We start from the raw sequence: 20,307 nt of genomic DNA on the forward strand, positions 1-20,307 counted from the left end.
TTATTTAATAAAAAATTTTTAATTGCGATCTCTGTCACAGATATTAATGTGCCAATGTGGTATTTCTACTAAAATTCTAAACACAGAATAATTTTATGCAAAAATTAAACAAAAAAATAGTATTAAGGAATTTAGCATTTACTATAAATAAATACTCTAATGTAAATAACACAACTAAAATAATTGACTTAATAGAATCTGCAAATAAAAAGAATTATCTACATAGTGAAAATTTAATACTATTGGAAAATTATTTTTTTATATGGGTAGGTTCTATAAACGAAAGGGTTATTGAATATATCGATATATGGTAAAACTGTTGGTAATAATAAGGCTTCGATCTTTTTTGATAATAATTTCCTGTTGTTTAATTATTACGAACTGGTTTTTAATAAAATATATGATATTAATGATAGGCATGATGGTGAGTATATAATAAGTTGCCAAAATGAAATTTTCTCGTTGTTTAGAAAAGAACAATCGTTATCGTTCGATGAATTTTTAATAAAAATATCTAAAGGTTACTCCGATGATTTACATATGTTATTAAAAGGTTTGTTAAGTCTTATAAAAATAAAAAATAATTTTTTGAAAAAAATATATAATTTAGTTGATATCAATAACATTGATAATGTATTTTACTCATCAAACCTTAAAAAAGCATATTATCAAGAATTAATTATGAGAAGAAATGCAGCAGCGGCATCTGATATATTAAGACTTTGCATTCTTTATAAGATGGGAGGTGTGTATGTAGATGTTGATACATTACCCTCATTGAAATTTATTTATGGAGATATACCATTACACATTAATGCAAATATTGCAAACATAGTTCAATCTGAGTATTATTTAAGAAAAATAGATTTTGAACATTGGTATAAAACAAATAAAAAAATTTATAATTTAAAGGATCTGGGTTTACCATGCCCTAATATAAAAGTAAATAGAGATTTAATTTCATTAGCAGCTTATGTTAGTATTGATGAATATAATTATATTATAAGAAATAATTATGATAAAGGAGTTGGGAGGATTGAAAAAGATCATTATTTAGCTAGATTAGCATATTATAGATATGATACGATTAATAAACGTAGTAATGTAACGTTATTTCTTTCTGGTCCTATTTTAATCTTAGAGGTAATAATTGGATGTTCTTATAAAATATTAGATTTACCTGATAATATAAGTCCATTTGCAATATCTTGCCTTTTAAGAATGGCAGGGACTGGAGTATCAATCATTGAACATACAAATTATACACCTGGGCACGTGAGGTCATCATGGATGTAAAAAAACTTATATTAATTACTTTACCTTTATATTTGTTAGGGTGTGAAAAAGACTCATCCTCTATTGATATATCTCATATAATGGGAGACTGGGAATGTATATTTAAACACCAGCATGGTTTTAGCGGAGGAAGTAAAGCCACTTTAGATTTTAATTTTTATAAAGATTATACTTTCTTATTCGATTTAACCTTTATTAAATATGATAAAAATTCAGCTCCAAATATTAACATTTTACAAAAAGGAGGTTTTTTTATAGAGAATAATAATCTGTTTTTAGATATAAAAGAAAGTACGTTTACTGAAACAAAAAATCGTGATCTAAATGAGTTCGCAAAGGATTTCATTACTCCAGAAAAGGTAGAATATATTATCATATCTTTAAATGAAAAACATTTTTCTTTTTCAAATAATATAAATCCAGGTACAGCGAAATTTGATTGTACTAGAAGATAATTTAAAAGCTAAATTAATAATAGGTATTTATTATGAAAAAAATCATTTGTAAGTAAACAAAAGTTTTATTACAAGATGAACTAAAATATGTAAGTGGTGGGGGGAAAACTTGGGGTGGATTAACTAAAGATCAAATTGATAAGGAACAGTATTTTTTAATCATGCTGATATCAATAAAATAGGATTGGTGCACTATCGCAATCAAATCGCTTGTGTATTGCAAGAGGATAAATTATTTTCTGGTTCGATATTAGATAATATAGCAGCATTTAGTAAAATTAGTGAATATAATGATATTATTGCTTGTGCTAAATCAGCACAAATTCATGATGAAATTATGGCAATGCCTATGGGTTATGAAACTATTATTGGGGAACTAGGTTCTACTTTATCCGGTGGTCAAAAGCAGCGATTATTTATTGCTAGGGCACTATACAAAAAGCCTAGAATTCTATTTCTTGATGAAGCTACAAGCCATTTAGATTCAGAAAATGAAGCTAAAATTAATCAAGAAATTGCAAAACTTAAGATTACTCGAGTTATTATTGCTCATAGGCAATCAACTCTCGACAGTGTGGATAGGATAATATCCCTAACTCATTTAAATGGTCAATAAAAATGATTATAACCGCACTTAAAATCTATTATTTGTAGATAATAAACCCAAAGTGCGGTTTTGGAACGTTATTGAGTAAACACTATTTAATAATCCGATAGCAAGGCTGATAAGCATCGCCGCCCGGCAGTTTCATCCGGTGTTGTTCGACAAAGTCTTGCAGGACACGGTCGATTTTTTCCATTAATACCGGATCGCCGTGCAGCTGGAAAGGCCCTCTTTTTTCAACCTGTTCAATCGTATCCGGTTTGATGTTGCCGGCGACGATCCCGGAAAATACCCGCCGTAAATTCGCCGCCAAACTCTCTTTGCTTTGTTCCAAATGCAGATCCAGATTGCTCATGTTTTCATGGCTTGGTTCGAAGGGTTGCTGGAAGTCGGCTTCGATTTTCAGACTCCAGTTAAAGCCGTAAGAATCATTGTTTTTCAGTCGGGCTTTTTTGACTTCCTTCATCTGCGCACTGACTTTGCGCGCGACCGTTTCCGGATCGTCAATAATAATTTCGTATAACGCTTGCGCTTCGGCGCCGAAAATATCCCCGATAAAACGATCCACGGTTTTGAAATAGTCTTCGCTTTCTTTCGGACCGGTCAAAAAGAGCGGTAGCTGAATGTTTTTATTCTGCGGATTTAATTTGATACCGATAAGATAGAGCAGCTCCTCAAAGGTTCCCGGACCACCGGGGAAGATAATGATACAATGTCCCATGCGCACGAAGGCTTCCAGCCGTTTTTCAATATCCGGCATGATAATCAACTCGTTTACAATCGGATTCGGCGGTTCGGAAGCGATAATCGACGGTTCGGTAATGCCGATAAAGCGGCTGTTTTTAAAGCGTTGATTGGCGTGTCCGATTGCCGCCCCTTTCATCGGCGCTTCCATGACGCCCGGGCCGCAACCGGTGATAATATTCAGTTCGCGCAATCCCAATTGCAAACCGACGGCACGGCAATAACGGTATTCGACTTCATTGATCGAGTGACCGCCCCAGCAGACCGTCAGACAAGGCGATTCGCCCACGATCAAGGCTTTAGCATTGCGCAAGACGGTAAAAATATAGTTGGTAATATGATTGGCATTCAAATCCTGCTGTGGCGAAATTTGTTTTGTGATCACATTAACAAAAAGGATATCGCGTAATACGGCAAACAAATGATATTGAATGTTGCGAATGATTTTTTCATCGACAAACGCCGATTCCGGCGGATTGTGCAGCAACAGGGAAACGCCGCGTTCTTTGGCGACCAATTCGATATCGAAATCTTTGTACATTCCCAGTAAAATTCGGCTGTCGTCGGTCACGGCGCCGGAATTCAAGACTGCCAAGGAACAGTTGCGGTAAAGCTGGTATAGGTTGCCGGAAACACCTTTTTCTAACAGTTCCACTTCCAGATGTGACAGTTGATCCATGCTGCCTTTCGGATTCACAAGATGTGAACTCATATTTTTCTCCTTTTTATGGGGTTTTTATTTATTATTGACGTGCTAACCGCTGATTTTCCGCTTCGAACGGGTAGTTCGCCCGATAAGGATTGATATCCAATCCGCCGCGTCGGGTATAGCGGGCGTAAACTTTCAGTTTTTCCGGCTTGGCGTAGTGCATTAAATCACAAAAAATGCGTTCGACACACTGTTCGTGAAATTCGTTATGTTGACGGAACGAAACCAAATAGCGCAGCAACGCTTCACGGTTGATTTTAGCGCCGCGGTATTCAATCTGCACGCTGCCCCAATCCGGTTGCGAGGTGATCAGGCAGTTGGATTTCAGCAGGTGGCTGACCAAGGTTTCATGCACGCATTCCGCCGTTTTGCCTGTCGCTGTTGCAGTGCAGTGTTGCAGCCAGTCCGGATTAAATTCATAATCGGTAATCTCAATATCTTGTTGATCGATGCAGTCGCCGTCGAATGCCGCAATGGTTTGATGTCGATAATCGTCCAAACGGTGTAACCGCACTTTGACCTCGCCGTCGGCACAGTGTGCCAAATCGCGTTGCAGCGTGCTTTCCACCGTTTGCCAATCGCTAAAACGGCTCTGGTTAAAGCTGTTGAGGTAGAGCTTGAAACTTTTCGATTCGATTAAATTCACGCTGCGAAAATCCAGATACACATCGGCAATCGCCACTTGCGGCAAGCCGTTTTGATTGAGCCAAGAGAGTTCGTACAGCGTCCAAATGTCGGCGCCGCTGCTGAACGGTTGCCGTTGGCTGATCCCTAACGCATCACGGTTTAACTTGCGCGGCACGGCTTGCAGCAGGGAAGGATCATATTCGCTGCGATAATCGGTGTGTTTGCCCAGTGTCAATTGATCCAAACTGGTGTGTTGATAAGTTGTCATGCTTGAGATCCTGTGTTGTCATACCAAGAAAGATTCGAAACCAAACGGCAGTGATCACATTTAAAGTGAAACAGATTAAACAGTGGTTTTTCCAACAACCAATCCTGTTTACACAGCGGACATTTCCGCTGTTTTTCCTGCTGGTGATCGCGGCTGCCCAAATGATAAAGATAATAATAAGTCGGAATTTGGCTGGCTTCACTGATTTCTTTGCACAGATGATAACCGTGTTTGAATAACGGGCTATCGGTCGTTGAAATTTGCTGCAATGCCTGTTGTTCCAACACCGCACCGTTCATTTGCAACTGATCGCAAGCCTGCCAATTCTCCTGCCATTTAATCAAATCCATACTCAGTGCCGAATGCTGTTGCAATTCCAGATAAAGCGGCAGCGGCAGGAAATGATCGCCGCTGAATAGTGGCGAACAGGTGTGTAGATAGGTGGTATATAAAATTTGCCAAGAGGGCAGCTCGTTTTGGTGGCTGATATTGGAATTCAAATCTTCTGCGACCAGACCGATCTGCTCTAAAAAAATGCCGGATTCCGCTGCCTTGATTAAGGCATGATTGACATTCTCGTTGTTATGATAAGGCATGAGCGAATGCTGTGCCGGCGAAATCACTTTTACCGTGAAACCGCGCTTATTCTCAATCTCATCATAGAATATCGGAAATTCGCGTCCGATGATTTGCCCGTTATAACGCCACTGTTCCAGAATTTGATTAATCAGATTGACAGCACCTTGTTGTTGCAAATTTTGTTGTTGTGCCTGATTGGCATCGTAATTGAAGAAGACCTCGACTAAATACATCCTATCCGGTTTCCATATAAAAAAATATGCTAAAATTGTAGCATAAACTCTGATTTTACTCTCTTTTTTTATGGAGTTTGGATTACAATAGCCGTCTTATTTTTTACGAGGAATTAAAAATGACAGAGTTTGATGTTGTCCGCCGCCATTTGCAACAGTTGCAAAACAATCTGCAGCGATTGGCATTATGGCAAGCCCTGCCGCCGGAAGCGGTGCGGTTGGAGAGCAGCCAGCCGTTCCATTTGGACACGCTGCAACCGCACGAGTGGCTGCAATGGATTTTTATTCCGCGCATGACCGCACTTTTGGATTGCGGCGCGAATTTGCCGGACAAAATTGCCATCACGCCTTATCTTGAGGAAGCAATGGCCGAATGCGATCAGCTGGAACTGTTATTGCAGCCGTTAGCCGAAATCGAAACCTTACTCAATGAACAATAAACCGTATAACAATAACATGAATTACGATGGCACGGAATGCGAGAGCGCTGATCAGACGACCACACTTTTTGACACCGACCGGCAAACCGAGCGGCAGATGCCGCTAACTCTGGAGATTTTATACCGTGACGAGGATATTATTGCCGTCAACAAACCGGCCGGTATGCTGGTACACCGCAGTTGGTTGGACAAGCACGAAACCCGTTTCGTAATGCAGACCTTGCGCGATCAAATTGGGCAGCACGTTTACACCGTTCACCGTTTAGACCGTCCGACGTCTGGTGTCTTGGTATTGGCGTTGAACCAAGCGGCGGCGCGCCGTTTAAGTCAGCAATTTGAACACAAGCGGATTGAAAAAGTGTATTTGGCGCTGGTGCGCGGTTTTCTCGACGGCAGCGGTACGATTGATTACCCGTTGAAAGTGCGGTTGGATAAAATCGCAGACAAATTTAGTCAACAGGAGAAAGAGGCGCAAAGTGCGGTCACGCACTATCAAGCGTTAGCGCAGATAGAAATGCCGTATCCGGCAGGGCGTTATCCGACCACCCGTTACAGTTTGGTGAGATTATCGCCGCAAACCGGACGCAAACATCAGCTGCGCCGCCATCTGAAGCACCTTCACCACCCGATTATCGGCGATTCCGCTTATGGCGATTTGCGCCAAAACCGCACTTTCACCCGACAGTTAGGCTGTTGCGGCTTGATGCTGCATGCGCAACAAATCCGCTTTGCACACCCGATAACGGGGCAGGAAGTGAACATTTGCGCGGGGGTAGATGAAAATTGGCAGCGGATGTTGAATATTTTTAAATGGAAAATTAATAATCATGATCTTTATTAGATTATGGCTAAATAAATAGCAAATCTATTGGAAGACCAAGCCTGTTTTGCAATTGTAGTTGCAATTTATATAACCTTTGTATATGTTATCAGACAAGTCGCTATGTCGGGTGGCTTAATGCTATGTTAATTGATGTACACTTTAAAGTGAGTACACATATCAAACCTATCGTTTGATAGATTACAATGTAGAAGGAGTGCTATACATGAAACAACTTTTTAAATTATCTCTGGTTGCCGGATTAATGGCATCTTCTGCCGCGGTGAGCGCTGCCGAACAGTTCGTCACAATCGGTACCGGCGGGCAAACCGGTGTTTATTATGTCGTGGGTCAATCCATTTGCCAATTGGTTAATCGTGATTCCGCCAAAAGCGGAATTAAATGTAACGCTCCTTCCACCGGTGCTTCCGTAGCCAACCTGAATGCCATTGCCGGCAAGCAGTTGGATATGGGGATTGCCCAGTCAGACTGGCAATATCATGCCTATAACGGCACCAGTTCATTTGAAGGCAAGAAAAACGATAAATTAAGAGCGGTTTTCTCGATTCACCCAGAACCGTTCACCGTGATGGCGCGTGACGATTCCGCTATCAATTCTTTCGATGACTTGAAAGGCAAACGTGTCAACGTCGGCGATCCGGGCTCCGGTACGCGCGCCACCATGAATGTGATTTTGGCAGCGAAAGGCTGGGATACTTCCGCATTCCGTGTGGCTTCCGAGTTGAAACCGGCGGAAATGGCTTCCGTGATGTGTGATAACAATCTGGACGCGATCACCTACAACGTCGGACACCCGAACGGTGCGTTGAAAGAAGCGGCGGCATCTTGTGCGGCGCATTTAGTACCGGTTGAAGGCGAAGCGATTGACAAATTGATTGCCGATCACAGCTATTATGCAAAAGCCGTGATTCCGGGCGGGCTATATGCCGGTTCGGATAATCCGACCAATACGTTCGGGGTTTATGCCACTCTGGTCACGTCTGCCGATGTCAGTGACGATCAGGTTTATGCGGTCGTTAAAGCAGTATTTGATAACTTTGACCGTTTCAAACGTTTGCATCCGGCATTTGCCAACTTGAAAGAAGATGAAATGATCAAAAATGCACTATCGGCTCCGTTACACGACGGCGCGGTGCGTTACTACAAAGAGCGAGGCTGGATGTAATTCCGTCCGACCGCACTTTATTCTCATTTAAGGCAGGAATTATCCTGCCTTTGCCGTTTAAAACTATAACTTAATAGGGAAAAGGACTATGTTAGACAAAACCCATAAAACCTTTGACCAAGATGATTTGCAAGACATGGTGGCTGCGAACGACTCAGGTGGTCGCAATCCCTATGGTTTTACAAAAAAATTGATTTTTGGGGTCGCAATTCTTTGGTCGTTATTTCAAATTTATTATGCTTCCCCGTTGCCTTTCGTTTTTCAGGAAGCGTTACGTTCAATTGGTTTAGGCTCAATCAATGTGGTTTTTGATGACACGAAAGCCCGTTCCATTCACTTATCGTTTTCCCTGTTTTTGGCCTACCTCTCTTATCCGGCATTTAAATCATCACCGATTCACCGTGTGCCGCTACATGATTGGATTTTTGCCATCGTCGCCACATTTTGCGCCTCGTATTACCTGTTTTTTTATAGTGAATTGGTTACTCGTTTCGGTGCGCCGAACACACAAGATATCGTGGTCGGGATCATCGGTATTTTACTGCTGTTGGAAGCGACTCGCCGTAGCTTGGGTTTGCCGTTGGTGATTATTGCTTCGGTATTTTTGTTGTATAACTATTTCGGGCAATATTTTCCGTCCAACTGGATTATCAGCCATCGGACCGGCAGTTTGTCACACATCATCAATCAGCAATGGATCACCACCGAAGGGGTATTCGGTGTCGCATTAGGGGTTTCCACCAAATATGTGTTCTTGTTTGTACTCTTCGGAGCATTATTGGATAAAGCCGGTGCCGGTAACTATTTCATCAAAACTGCCTTTGCCTATTTGGGACATTTCCGTGGCGGACCGGCAAAAGCCGCTGTAGTGGCTTCCGGTTTGACCGGTTTGATCTCCGGTTCGTCGATTGCCAATGTGGTGACGACCGGCACTTTCACTATTCCAATGATGAAACGGGTCGGATTTTCGGCGGAAAAAGCCGGCGCAGTGGAAGTGGCTTCGTCAGTCAACGGACAAATTATGCCGCCGGTGATGGGCGCGGCGGCGTTTTTGATGATCGAATATGTCAATATGCCGTATAACCAGTTAATCACGCACGCATTTTTACCTGCCGTTATTTCGTATATCGCATTGGTTTATATCGTCCATTTGGAAGCCTCTAAGATGAATCTGCAAGGCTTGGAAAGAGCAGATGCGGCAAAACCTTGGGTGATTAGCCTGTTGAGCGCATTAGGCAGCTTTATTACCATTTGCCTGCTGTATTTTGCTATCCACTACGGCTTATCATGGATTAAGGATATTTCGCCTGATCACTCGCTGGCTATCGTCTCGGCGATTATCGGGGTAATTTATTTATTGCTGCTGAAACGCGTTTCCAACTTCAGTGATTTGGAAATTGATGATCCGAATTCGCCGGTGGTGAAATTGCCGTCGGTTAAGCCTACCGTTAACGCAGGATTACACTTCTTGCTGCCGGTGGTAATTTTGATTTGGTGTTTGATGATCGAAAGAATGTCTCCGGGCTTATCTGCTTTTTGGGGCAGTTTGGCGCTGTGTTTTATTCTGCTGACACAACGCCCGATTCTGAATTTCTATCGTAAACAAGGGGAGATTTGGACGGCGACCAAGCACGGATTTAACGATTTGGTCACCGGACTGGAAAGCGGCGCGCGCAATATGATCGGCATCGGGATAGCCACCTCAACCGCCGGAATCATCGTCGGGGTAGTGGCATTAACCGGTTTCGGCGTGCAGCTTTCCAGTATCATCGAATTTTTATCGATGGGTAATATCCTGTTGATGTTGATTTTAGTGGCAATATTCAGCTTGATTCTGGGCATGGGATTACCGACAACGGCAAACTATATTGTGGTGTCTTCATTGATGGCAACCGTGATTGTGGAAGTCGGACGACAAAACGGCTTGATTGTGCCATTGATTGCAGTGCATTTATTCGTTTTCTATTTCGGGATTATGGCGGATGTGACACCGCCGGTCGGGCTTGCCTCCTTTGCAGCGGCAGCCGTATCCGGCGGCAATCCGATCAAAACCGGTCTGGTTGCATTCGGTTACAGCTTGCGTACCGCACTTTTACCGTTCCTGTTTATTTTCAATACCGATTTATTGTTGATTGATGTCGGATTGGCAAAAGGAATCATGGTCTTTATTGTCGCCACCATTGCCATATTGGCCTTTACCGCCGCGACGATGCGCTATTTCTTTGACCATACCAAATGGTGGGAAGTCTTGCTATTGCTATTGATTTCCTTCATGTTGTTCCGCCCGGGTTTTTTCATGAACTATATTTCGCCAACCGAGCGTTATATCGAACCGGTTCATATGGTTGAAGAAATTGCATACGCGCCGGTGGGCGAAACCCTGACCTTAAAAGTGGCTGGCATTAACCAATATGGCTCTCCGGTAGAGTTCTATTCGCAATTAAAAGTGCCGCAAGGCGAAAGTGGGGAAGAGCGGATTCAGAATCTTGGTTTGACCTTGCTGGATACCGGCGAACAGATTGAAATAAATGGTGAAATGAGCAATAAAATTCTGATTGATGACGCCCGCATGGATTCCGAAGCGGAAAAAGCCGGTTTAAGTTGGGATCAAACTATCCTACAGGTTGCGTTACCGCGTCACAATACCATTCCGAAAGAGTGGATGTTTCTTCCTGCTTTAGTCTTGTTATCCGGTCTGGCGTTTAGTCAAATCCGACGCCGTAAAGCATTATCCTGAATGGAGTTTATGTTATGTTTAAAAATATTTTAATCGTGATTGACCTTGGCTATATTCCGCTAGCCAAAAAACTGGCGGAAACCGCACTTGAGATGACTAAGAATAACCCTGATACGGTGTATCGGGTTGCCGGCATTGTTTCAGCGCCGAGCAACAGTATTGTGTCATCTTTTTTACCGACCAATTTCGATAAAGACGTGTTGGCGGAAGCGAATAAAAAGCTGCATGAGTTTACGCAAAACGTATTTCCCAAAGAGAGCAAAGTGCAGCATATTGTCGCTTACGGCACGATTTATGAAGAAGTGAATCGGGTAGCGGAAGAAAAAAACGTGGATTTGATTATTATGATGGCATCGAAAGATGACAATAAAGAAGGGTTAAGCTCTAACACCGTCAAAGTGGCGCGGTATAGTCGAAAACCGATTTTGATTCTGCGTTGATTTGAGCGCGAAACAAAACGGCACTGAGATTTTCATTCAGTGCCGTTTTTTGTGGCAAGTGAGAAATTATCGTGCCGATGCCGCATTCAGCATCCAAATCAGTTTTTCCTGTTCTTTGATATAGTCACTCATTTGTGAAGCCGTGCCTTCATCGTCGGCTTCACCGGCTAAAAACAGAATATCACGTTGTAGAACCAGCAATGCTTTAAAACCATCCAATGTGCCTTGCAGCGTTTCTTTATCCGTAACGGCATTAGTATGCGATTTAATTTGCGAAATTGCCAAATAGTCTTGGAAAGAGTGCAACGGACGTTGACCTAATGTTAAAATCCGTTCGGCGATTTCATCAACCTTGATGACCAAATCATTGTAAATTTCTTCGAATTTAGCATGCAGTTCAAAAAAGTTAGGTCCGGTAATATTCCAGTGATAACCACGCACATTCATGTAGAAAACTTGATAATTTGCCAGTAAAACGTTTAATTTTTCGGCGAGGGTTTGTGACTTTCCCACATCTAATCCGATATTTGTTGTCATAATCTTTCTCCATAATTAATAATAAAAAATAAGCGATAACGTATTCACACATTAAGTATAGGTGTTAATGCGTTTTGCCGCCAATCACAATTATGGATAGAATTGATAGGTTAATCCTAATATTATTTCGGTTATTGATATTAATTGCCAATCAAAAAAGGCGAAAAGTGCGGTCAACTCCCATGAAAAAAGCCTCCGGACGGAAGCTTTTAAACCGAGATAAACTAAGAAAAAGGGAAATTTGTCTAATCTTGGCTGCTGTTCATCTGTTCCAATTCATCGGAATCGGGTCTGATGGCCAATACATCGCAATTCAAGCGGCCAATAACGTGTTCCGCCGTATTGCCCAAAAATGCGGCGGATAAACCGGTGCGGCCAATCGTGCCCAAAACCACCAATTCCGCTTTGATTTTTTCCGCAACTTGCGGTATCACTTCTTCCGGCAAACCTTCTTCGACATGCGTATGATCTTCGTTGATACCGTAGTGTTGACGCAGCGCTTTCATATTAATCAAGTGTTGACCGCGAATGCTGTCGGTGTAGGCGTTCGGGTTAAACTCCGGCAAATCAATTGCCATATTGACCGGTGTTGTAGGGTACGCCGTGACCAAGTGAATATTGCCTGCCGCCAAGACATTGGCTAAATCCAAACTGGCATTGACCAGTTTTTTATTCAAAATGTCATGATAATCTTCGTCGTCTGCCACATTGACCGCAACCAAAATACGACCTTCCGGCTGCCATTCATGTTCTTTGACAATCAAAATCGGGCAAGGGCATTTGCGTAATAGTTGCCAGTCCGTCGGCGTAAAAATCAGCGCATCCAAACCTTCCGCCGGCTTAGCGACTTTCACCACCAAATCATGTTTTTTAAGCTCGACCTGTTCGATAATCGCTTCGTAATCACGGCTTTTCCATACCACAGCGGTATCAACGTCAATGCCTGAATCCGCCGGAATGGTCTCTTGGATCAGCTCCTCCAGCCATATTTTTTTCTGGTTGATAATGCCTTCATGCATGCTTTCCCGTTCTTCGGCGGAGAGCATGGCGCTCATCTCAAAAGAGAAATCATAGAGTGATAAAAACAGTGTTAGTTTGGCTTGGGTATCCGCTTTTTTCAGCTGTTTGGCCAAATGTAACGCACGCAAAAGACTGGGCTGGGTTTCCAGCATCGGGTCGATAACAACGAGAATATTGTTGAAACGCATAGAAATAACCTCCAAATTCAAAATGGGAGAACACCAAATAGAATAGAGGATATTTCGTTAAACGACAACTGTATTAGATAATTTTTTAATTAAACGCTTTTACATTTGGTCGCATCGGCCAAGGTACGCAATTTCTCAATATCGGTGATGGTAATAAATTTCCCTTGTACCGAAAGAATACCGTTCTTTTTAAAACGACCTAGCAAACGGCTGATAGTTTCAACTGTTAAGCCCAAGTAGTTGGCAATATCGCCGCGCGTCATGGTCAAACCAAACTCTTTAGAGGAAAAACCGCGTGCAGAGTAGCGTTGTGACAAATTATTGATAAAGGCCGCCAAGCGTTCTTCCGCGTTCATTTTGGATAATAACAAAATCATGGCTTGATCACTTTTAATTTCGCTGCTCATCAAACGCATGATTTGCTGTCTTAGTTTTGGCATTTTTCCGGCTAAATCATCGAGAATATCAAATGGAATTTCGCACACCATCGCCGTTTCCAGCGCTTGGGCAAAGCTTGGGTGACGCATATCGGTGATCGCATCAAATCCAACCAGATCGCCGGGCAAGTGGAAAGAGGTGATTTGCTCATCACCGGTTTCGCTGATAGTGTAGGTTTTGATCGTACCGGAACGAATCGCATATAACGAACGCAACGGATCGCCAGCCTTAAACATAATTTGGGATTTCTGAATCGGTTTTTTTCGCTCAATAATATTATCCAGTTGATCCAGTTCCTGATTATTCAACGTGAACGGAATACACAACGTACTGATACTGCATTCCTGACAATGAATGGCGCAACCACCGGATTGAACTCGTACAGCAGAAATATTTGTTGAGGTCATTTTTATTACACCTTATTAAGAAAAAAATTGATCTACCTCAATAATTCTAGCATTATTCAATCTATATAAGAAGTATTAAAATGACAGGTAAGTAAAATGGCAGCAGAAAAATTAACCAAAAAACGATTAATTCAACTCCTCATTGCGATGGCGATTTTGATCGGCGCGTTTCTATACCGCACTTATTGTTATCAAGCGCCGGCCACGACAGAATTATCAAGCACAAGCGAGAGCAGCCGGACAAACTAAAAGCCCAGCGTTTGTGCGCTGGGCTTCGGTTTATTCCAAGCGTAGTATTTTTAGTTGTTGCCGCTTTCAGCAGCTACCGTTGTCGCAGCCAAGGCCGCCAAATCCCCGTCAATGTGGTATAAACCGCGACCGTCGGTGCCGACCAGATTGAATTTATCCAAAATACCGCTGAACAATTTTTCCTCTTCATGCTGTTCCGCAACATACCATTGCAGGAAATTGAAAGAGGAGAAGTCTTTTTCCTGGAAGGTGGTATCAACCAATTCGTTGATTTTTGATGTTACTAATTTTTCATGTTGGTAAGTCAACTCAAACACTTCTTTTAATGATTCGAATTCATGCTGAGGTGCTTCAATTTTACCAATCAGCGCCAAAGCGCCGGTTTCGGTCAGATAGGTGAACAAGCGACGCATATGCTGCATTTCTTCATCGGCATGTGCCAACAGAAACTGGGCTGCTCCCGGAAACCCTTTTTTCTCACACCATGCGCTCATTTGCAGGTACAAGTTAGATGAGAAAAATTCAAGGTTTAATTGGGCATTCAGATCATTGATAATTTTTTTCGATAACATAACGTAATCTCCGCGGTTTAATGCTTACAAGGTTGCCAATTCTTTATCCAGAAAATACAGGGATAAACCGGAATCGCCTAGCAATTTGAATTTGTCTAAAATGCTGTTAAACAGCTTTTCTTCTTCATGCTGTTCAGCCACATACCATTGCAGGAAGTTAAAACTGGATTGATCACCGCATTCAAAGGTCACTTCCACCAGTTTATTGATTTTCTTGGTGATCAGTTTTTCATGTTCTAGCGTCAATTCGAAAACTTCTCTTAATGAAGCATAGTCTGCCTTTGGTGCTTCCAACTCGCCCAACACCGGCATAATTCCGGTATCGTTCAAATATTGGAACAGTTTTTGCATATGCTGCATTTCTTCATCGGCGTGTTTTAACAAAAATTGAGCGGCGCCTTCAAATCCTTTCTGCGAACACCATGCGCTCATCTGTAGGTAGAGATTGGAAGAGTAGAATTCCAAATTAATCTGTTCGTTCAGCTTATTGATAACTTTTTTATCTAACATATTGATGTCCTTTTAAAAAGTGTTCATTTTTGAATCAGTGTTTAAATAAAACTATCAAACCTATATAGTTTAATAGCAAGAACCTTACATATGATACTGCAAAGCAAATAAAAAAGATAGTGGCATAATGCTAACTTATTAATATATAAAGAAATAACAACTGTTATCATTTTGTTTTAGCCGTCCAAAAAAATCCTCAAACCAACTGAGATAAATAATGATTCTCTGACAATCCAAAGCGGAAAATAAAAAGAAAGAAGCGGGCATTTGCCAAGATATTACGTTATTTGAATAAAACATTGCGACCTAAATACATACCGCCAAATGCTATCGAATCCTGAGCCATTTTTCTTATTCATCTCTTGCTGAAAACCAGAAAACTCATTCATCACGCCATAACGCACAGGGTAGTATTCAATATAACATCAACGTGACATAAAAGTGACTTATATTTTTATTATATTTAACATAATATACATTATGCGAAATGAGTTATGCGGTTAGTGACCGCTACGAGTTAAATAAATCACAGACTTATGCACACATCACGTTTAACGTGCTAACCTGATAAAATCATAGGATTCCATACGTTGTCACGCAGATATTTTTCAGTTATTAACTTGCAAGGTTTGATTGTTATGCTTAAGTAAATATGCTATTTTTGCATAATGTTTACCGAATACTATTGCCGTGATGAATATTGATTGGATTGCAATAATAAAATCTCAGTTGGTACAACTGAAGCCGTTGTTCATTTTTTTAATCGTCATTTTGACCATTGCGGCGATTCTTATCCGCTTAAAACAAAAAAACGTACGTTATTTGCCTAGCGGCAATCTCTACCGTAAAACGACCGTTTTAAACAAAACGGAAAAACAGCTGTTCTATAAATTACGATTGGCATTTCCGGCATGGCATATTTTTGTGCAAGTTCCCTTCTCTTGTATTGTCACGCCTAAACAAACCTTTTTGCATTCTCAGCAACGTCTGTTTTGGCGGATTAACCAAAACGGGTGGATTTTTTAATTTGTGATGAAAATTTGGATACGCGTTATATCGTGGAGCTGGACGGCGCCAGTCACCACAACAAACGGCAAAGCGATCGGGACAGAGATGATTTTTTTCTAACATCCGGTATCAAAACCATACGTTTTGACGTAAGCGAATTGAAAAATTTAACGCAAGAGAATATCCGCAGCAGAATTATTCAAGATGGACAATAAAAGTCCATCTTTCAATCCGTTACAATGTTTATTTGCTGATTAGACTCAAAAACTCTTTACGGGTTTCGCGGTCTTCAAGGAATACGCCGCCGAAAGCTGATGTGACGGTGTAACTATTTGTATCTTTAATGCCTCGGCATTTTACGCAAAAATGGGTGGCTTTAACATAAACCGCGACATCATCGGTTTGCAGAATGGTTTGAAGTGCGGTCAACACCTGCTCTGTCAAACGTTCCTGCACTTGCGGACGTTGTGCCAGAAAAGCAACTACCCTATTGATTTTTGATAACCCGATCACCCAATCCTTCGGGTAATATGCTACCGACACTTTGCCGTCGATGGTAACGAAATGGTGTTCGCAAGTGCTGGTTAGCGTGACGTCATTCACCAGCACCATCTCGCTGACTTTCATGCGATTGCGGATATTGGTGATTTTCGGGAAATTGGCATAATCCATACCGGTGAAAATTTCATCAAGGTACATCTTCGCCATTCTAACCGGAGTTTCTTCAATGCTGTCGTCAGTTAAATCCAGCCCGATAAGCTGCAAAACTTCACGCATATGTTTTTCAATTTCTTTGCGACGATGCTCCAGACTTAAGCCGACGCTCTTCATCGGGGTTTCAATGCCTTTCGCGATCAAAGCATCTCTCACTTTGGCAGCTTCAACAGAAATGTTACTCATTTATTACTCCAGTTAAAATCAAGTTTGCCATTCTAGCAAAAAAACACGCAAAAATTAATTAAATTATCATGCGGAATTACGTTAAAATAATGCCTTATTGTATAAGGACGGCACAAATGAATAAACTACTGACACTTTCTCAAGCGCTGGAAAACATGCTTGGCGCACTTTCCCCTCCTTCCGAAACCCAAACGGAAATTATTTCGCTGGATCAAGCACAAAACCGAATTTGTGCCGAAGATATCCGCTCGCCGATTAATGTTCCCGGCTTTGATAATTCGGCGATGGACGGTTATGCGGTGCGACTGGCAGAGTTACAAGATCATCACGCGTTGTCTGTCGTCGGCAAAAGTTTTGCCGGCGCTCCTTTTCTCGGCGAATGGCAAGCGAAAAGTGCGGTTCGAATCATGACCGGCGCGATGATTCCCAACGGTTGCGATGCGGTGATTATGCAAGAACAGGCGGAAATTGACGCTGACGGCAAAGTGCGGTTCAACGCTGATGCCAAAGCGGGACAAAATATCCGTCGTATCGGTGAAGATGTCAAAATCGGCGAAATTGTGCTGAAACAAGGGGCAAAGCTGACCGCACTTTCATTGCCACTGCTTGCTTCGCTGGGTATTGAAAAAGTACGGGTGTTTAAACGGTTAAAAGTGGCGTTGATCTCCACCGGCGACGAATTGGTCGCAGTTGGCGCCCCGTTAAAAACCGGACAAATTTATGATACCAACCGCTTTGCCGTTAAACTGATGCTGGAAAAATGGAACTGTGAAATTTTGGATTATGGCATTTTGCCCGATGATCCTACCCTGTTTGAGCAGAAATTTACCCAAGCGCAGCAAGAAGCCGATTTGCTGATCACCAGTGGCGGCGTATCTGTCGGCGAAGCGGATTTCACTAAAAGCGTATTGGAAAAGTTAGGGCAAATCAATTTTTGGAAATTGGCGATTAAACCGGGCAAACCGTTTGCCTTTGGCAAACTGCAACATGCCTGGTTCTGTGGTTTGCCGGGTAATCCGGTGTCGGCATTAGTGACGTTTTACCAATTAGTGCAACCGGTCATTGCCACATTGAGTGGTTATCGTGAGTGGCAAAAACCGGTTCAATTAACGGCCATGGCAACAACTCCGCTGAAAAAAGCACCCGGACGGCTCGATTTTCAACGTGGTTTTTATCGCGTCAATGCCGAGGGCCAAGCGGAAGTGCGGTCTGTAGGATTTCAAGGTTCGCATATGTTCAGCTCATTTGTTGCCAGCAACTGTTTTATCGTATTGGAACAGGAGCGTGGCAATGTCGCCGTTGGTGAAACGGTAACCATCGAACCGTTTGATCTGTCGGTATTAAATTAAGCGATAAAATATTATGGCAGAATTAAGTTATCAGGAAGAGTTGCGTTATAACCGTCAAATTATTCTTAAGTCCGTCGATTTTGACGGACAGGAAAAACTGAAAGCCAGCAAAATGCTGATTGTCGGCTTGGGCGGTTTGGGCTGTGCCGCAGCGCAATATTTGGCAACCGCCGGTGTCGGACATTTAACCTTGTTGGATTTTGATACGGTTTCGTTGTCAAATCTGCAGCGACAAGTGTTGCATGACGACAGCCGTTTGGATATGCCCAAAGTGCGGTCAGCGCAACTCTCGTTGCAGAAATTGAATCCTCATATTCAGATTGAAACCATTGGTAACAAGTTAAATGAAACCGAATTAAGTGACGTTGTCACTCGCGCGGACGTAGTATTAGACTGCACCGATAACGTTGAAATTCGCAATTTGCTGGATCGCTGCTGTGAAAAAGCACAAATTCCATTGGTTTCCGGCGCGGCAATCCGTATGGAAGGACAGGTTTCGGTGTTTACTTATCAACCGAATACCCCGACCTACCGCACGTTGAGCCAACTTTTCGGCGATAGCACGCTCAGCTGTGTTGAAGCCGGTGTCCTCGCCCCTATCGTTGGTATCGTCGGCTCAATTCAGGCATTGGAAGCGATCAAAGTGCGGTTGAATATCGGTAAAAACCTGTGCGGACGTCTATTGATGATCGACGGCTTAAATATGGCGGTGCGGGAGATTACATTGCCGAGTTAAATATAATTAATCGGTACTGCCACTAAATCGGTTGATAGCCACAATTTTTCCGGATATTGATTAATAATCGTTCCATGAGCAACCGTGATTTCACTATTGGCGAAGTAATTTCTGAATAATTCAATATTTTTCGCCATTCGCTTATTCGGTGACGCAGTACTTTTAATCTCAACCGGATAGAGCGTTTGTCCGTCGGCAATAATCAAATCAATCTCTTTCTGGTTGGTATCTCGGTAATAATATAACAGCGGCTCTATAGTTCCTTGATTATAAAAAGATTTAATAATTTCACTTACCACAAAAGTCTCGAAAAACTGTCCGCTTTTCGCCCCGTTTTGTAAAGCCTCTACGGTCAGCCACTTGGTCAACCATGCCATTAAACCGGTATCCAACATAAACACTTTCGGCGTTTTTATCGCGCGCTTCAGATGATTATGACTGTAAGGCTGCAGCAAATAAACAATGCCGGAAGTTTGCAAAATCGTCAGCCAGCGTTTTACCGTATCGATGGACACCCCGACATCTTGTGCTACATTACTGTAGTTCAACAATTCGCCGCTACGCGCCGCAATGGCAACCATAAAACGCATGAAATCCCCACGATTGCCAACATTGGTTAATTGCTGTACATCACGTTCAATATAAGTGGCGACATATGATGAATAATAAATTTCCCACTCGGTTTCTTGTTGATATAACCGAGGCATATACCCTTTATGAATAGTTTGCCAAACCGATGGATAAGCATGTAACTGCTTTTCTCGATCATGTAAATAGGTTTGATTAGGAATAAAAGTGCGGTTGAAATCGATCTGATGAATTTCGCGTAAAGAAAAACCTTGTAATTTTAAAATTGCAATCCGCCCTGCAAGGGTTTCACTGATATTTTGCATCAGTTGAAAGGCTTGTGAGCCGGAAAGCAAAAAGACTCCGTTTTCTTGACGTTTATCGATCTCCCATTTGAGTGATGAAAATAGCTCCGGCGCATACTGCACTTCATCTAAAATCAGCTTACCGTCATAATTTAGGAAGAACAATGTTGGTTCGTTTTGTGCCAAATCAAGTGAAGTAGGATTATCAAACGTAATATAACGATATTCCTCACCAATATGCTGCAATAAGGTAGATTTCCCCACTTGGCGCGGACCGGTAACCAAGATAGCAGGAAATTGTACGATTAGCTTAGATAATAGCGTTTGCAAATGCCGATAAAAATACATAACAGAACCCATTTTTAAGTTTATTTTACGATGGT

Annotated in this window: 21 protein-coding genes and 1 pseudogene; 12 read left to right on the forward strand and 10 right to left on the reverse strand. The window is 42.0% G+C overall.

Features of this window, described 5'->3' with window-relative positions; all coding sequences use genetic code 11:
• The first annotated feature begins 291 nt into the window (after positions 1 to 291).
• The 3 genes and pseudogenes from B8880_RS09285 to B8880_RS09295 all read left to right on the forward strand — a co-directional run.
• Positions 292 to 1,296, forward strand: coding sequence for a TcdA/TcdB catalytic glycosyltransferase domain-containing protein (locus tag B8880_RS09285; RefSeq protein WP_084257334.1), 1,005 nt, complete (start codon positions 292 to 294; stop codon positions 1,294 to 1,296).
• Positions 1,287 to 1,751, forward strand: coding sequence for a class I SAM-dependent methyltransferase (locus B8880_RS09290; protein ID WP_084257335.1), 465 nt, complete (start codon positions 1,287 to 1,289; stop codon positions 1,749 to 1,751). The genes B8880_RS09285 and B8880_RS09290 overlap by 10 nt, the downstream gene beginning before the upstream one ends.
• A 154-nt stretch (positions 1,752 to 1,905) precedes the next feature.
• Positions 1,906 to 2,367: pseudogene (locus B8880_RS09295) on the forward strand (ATP-binding cassette domain-containing protein); the annotation flags it as partial.
• A gap of 82 nt (positions 2,368 to 2,449) precedes the next feature.
• Here the strand turns inward: B8880_RS09295 and ppnN are convergent.
• Genes ppnN through B8880_RS09310 form a run of 3 tightly spaced genes read right to left on the reverse strand, consistent with a single transcriptional unit; the run spans position 2,450 to position 5,515 of the window.
• The gene (gene ppnN / locus B8880_RS09300) at positions 2,450 to 3,811 is read right to left on the reverse strand and encodes a nucleotide 5'-monophosphate nucleosidase PpnN (RefSeq protein ID WP_084257337.1); all 1,362 of its coding nucleotides are present in this window, start codon (positions 3,809 to 3,811) and stop codon (positions 2,450 to 2,452) included.
• Between the two features lie 31 nt (positions 3,812 to 3,842).
• Positions 3,843 to 4,703 (reverse strand): NADPH-dependent 7-cyano-7-deazaguanine reductase QueF, encoded by an 861-nt coding sequence (gene queF, locus B8880_RS09305; RefSeq protein WP_084257338.1) that lies wholly within the window; start codon positions 4,701 to 4,703, stop codon positions 3,843 to 3,845.
• A complete protein-coding gene (locus tag B8880_RS09310) occupies positions 4,700 to 5,515 on the reverse strand; it encodes a Zn-ribbon-containing protein (protein WP_084257339.1) in 816 nt (271 codons plus the stop codon). The genes queF and B8880_RS09310 overlap by 4 nt, the downstream gene beginning before the upstream one ends.
• Positions 5,516 to 5,634: 119 nt before the next feature.
• Between B8880_RS09310 and B8880_RS09315 the strand changes: the two genes are divergently transcribed.
• From B8880_RS09315 to B8880_RS09335, 5 genes are all read left to right on the forward strand, one after another.
• On the forward strand, positions 5,635 to 5,955 hold the full coding sequence (locus tag B8880_RS09315) for a YqcC family protein (protein WP_084257340.1): 321 nt from the start codon (positions 5,635 to 5,637) through the stop codon (positions 5,953 to 5,955).
• On the forward strand, positions 5,945 to 6,796 hold the full coding sequence (gene truC / locus B8880_RS09320; RefSeq protein ID WP_260337744.1) for a tRNA pseudouridine(65) synthase TruC: 852 nt from the start codon (positions 5,945 to 5,947) through the stop codon (positions 6,794 to 6,796). Before B8880_RS09315 ends, truC begins: the two co-directional genes overlap by 11 nt.
• A 205-nt stretch (positions 6,797 to 7,001) precedes the next feature.
• The gene (locus tag B8880_RS09325; protein WP_084257341.1) at positions 7,002 to 7,961 is read left to right on the forward strand and encodes a TAXI family TRAP transporter solute-binding subunit; all 960 of its coding nucleotides are present in this window, start codon (positions 7,002 to 7,004) and stop codon (positions 7,959 to 7,961) included.
• Between the two features lie 88 nt (positions 7,962 to 8,049).
• Positions 8,050 to 10,698, forward strand: coding sequence for a TRAP transporter permease (locus B8880_RS09330; protein WP_084257342.1), 2,649 nt, complete (start codon positions 8,050 to 8,052; stop codon positions 10,696 to 10,698).
• A 14-nt stretch (positions 10,699 to 10,712) separates the two neighbouring features.
• A complete protein-coding gene (locus tag B8880_RS09335; protein ID WP_084257343.1) occupies positions 10,713 to 11,138 on the forward strand; it encodes a universal stress protein in 426 nt (141 codons plus the stop codon).
• A gap of 66 nt (positions 11,139 to 11,204) precedes the next feature.
• Here the strand turns inward: B8880_RS09335 and B8880_RS09340 are convergent, their stop codons facing one another.
• The 3 genes from B8880_RS09340 to B8880_RS09350 all read right to left on the reverse strand — a co-directional run bounded on the left by B8880_RS09340 (position 11,205) and on the right by B8880_RS09350 (position 13,728).
• On the reverse strand, positions 11,205 to 11,675 hold the full coding sequence (locus B8880_RS09340; RefSeq protein ID WP_084257344.1) for a Dps family protein: 471 nt from the start codon (positions 11,673 to 11,675) through the stop codon (positions 11,205 to 11,207).
• Positions 11,676 to 11,920: 245 nt separating this feature from the next.
• Positions 11,921 to 12,883, reverse strand: coding sequence for a universal stress protein UspE (gene uspE, locus B8880_RS09345; RefSeq protein WP_084257345.1), 963 nt, complete (start codon positions 12,881 to 12,883; stop codon positions 11,921 to 11,923).
• A gap of 89 nt (positions 12,884 to 12,972) precedes the next feature.
• Positions 12,973 to 13,728: an FNR family transcription factor gene (locus B8880_RS09350; protein ID WP_084257346.1), complete on the reverse strand. Its 756-nt coding sequence runs from the start codon at positions 13,726 to 13,728 to the stop codon at positions 12,973 to 12,975.
• Positions 13,729 to 13,824: 96 nt separating this feature from the next.
• On the opposite strand from B8880_RS09350, the gene B8880_RS14515 reads away from it, so the two are divergent.
• On the forward strand, positions 13,825 to 13,977 hold the full coding sequence (locus B8880_RS14515) for a hypothetical protein (protein WP_167370576.1): 153 nt from the start codon (positions 13,825 to 13,827) through the stop codon (positions 13,975 to 13,977).
• A 50-nt stretch (positions 13,978 to 14,027) separates the two neighbouring features.
• Here B8880_RS14515 and ftnA (B8880_RS09355) read toward each other — a convergent pair whose 3' ends face one another.
• Positions 14,028 to 14,549 carry a non-heme ferritin gene (gene ftnA / locus B8880_RS09355; protein ID WP_084257347.1) on the reverse strand — a complete coding sequence of 174 codons (522 nt, stop codon included), beginning with the start codon at positions 14,547 to 14,549 and terminating at the stop codon, positions 14,028 to 14,030.
• A 24-nt stretch (positions 14,550 to 14,573) separates the two neighbouring features.
• Positions 14,574 to 15,059 carry a non-heme ferritin gene (gene ftnA, locus B8880_RS09360; protein WP_084257348.1) on the reverse strand — a complete coding sequence of 162 codons (486 nt, stop codon included), beginning with the start codon at positions 15,057 to 15,059 and terminating at the stop codon, positions 14,574 to 14,576.
• Positions 15,060 to 16,117: 1,058 nt separating this feature from the next.
• On the opposite strand from ftnA (B8880_RS09360), the gene B8880_RS14665 reads away from it, so the two are divergent.
• Positions 16,118 to 16,282: a DUF559 domain-containing protein gene (locus B8880_RS14665; protein WP_244165629.1), complete on the forward strand. Its 165-nt coding sequence runs from the start codon at positions 16,118 to 16,120 to the stop codon at positions 16,280 to 16,282.
• Between the two features lie 28 nt (positions 16,283 to 16,310).
• On the opposite strand, the gene folE is transcribed toward B8880_RS14665, so the two are convergent.
• Positions 16,311 to 16,967, reverse strand: a complete 657-nt coding sequence (gene folE / locus B8880_RS09375) for a GTP cyclohydrolase I FolE (RefSeq protein WP_084257351.1) — start codon at positions 16,965 to 16,967, stop codon at positions 16,311 to 16,313.
• Positions 16,968 to 17,083: 116 nt separating this feature from the next.
• Between folE and moeA the strand changes: the two genes are divergently transcribed.
• Together moeA and moeB are read left to right on the forward strand one after the other, a co-directional pair.
• The gene (gene moeA, locus B8880_RS09380) at positions 17,084 to 18,316 is read left to right on the forward strand and encodes a molybdopterin molybdotransferase MoeA (RefSeq protein ID WP_084257352.1); all 1,233 of its coding nucleotides are present in this window, start codon (positions 17,084 to 17,086) and stop codon (positions 18,314 to 18,316) included.
• 13 nt (positions 18,317 to 18,329) lie between these two features.
• Positions 18,330 to 19,052 carry a molybdopterin-synthase adenylyltransferase MoeB gene (gene moeB / locus B8880_RS09385; RefSeq protein WP_084257353.1) on the forward strand — a complete coding sequence of 241 codons (723 nt, stop codon included), beginning with the start codon at positions 18,330 to 18,332 and terminating at the stop codon, positions 19,050 to 19,052.
• On the opposite strand, the gene B8880_RS09390 is transcribed toward moeB, so the two are convergent.
• Complete coding sequence (locus B8880_RS09390; RefSeq protein WP_084257354.1) at positions 19,049 to 20,272, reverse strand: ATP-binding protein; 1,224 nt, start codon at positions 20,270 to 20,272, stop codon at positions 19,049 to 19,051. The two genes, moeB and B8880_RS09390, sit on opposite strands and share 4 nt — an antisense overlap.
• Between the last annotated feature and the right edge of the window lie 35 nt (positions 20,273 to 20,307).

This window comes from Pasteurella testudinis DSM 23072, from assembly GCF_900176075.1.
Lineage (GTDB): Bacteria > Pseudomonadota > Gammaproteobacteria > Enterobacterales > Pasteurellaceae > Chelonobacter > Chelonobacter testudinis.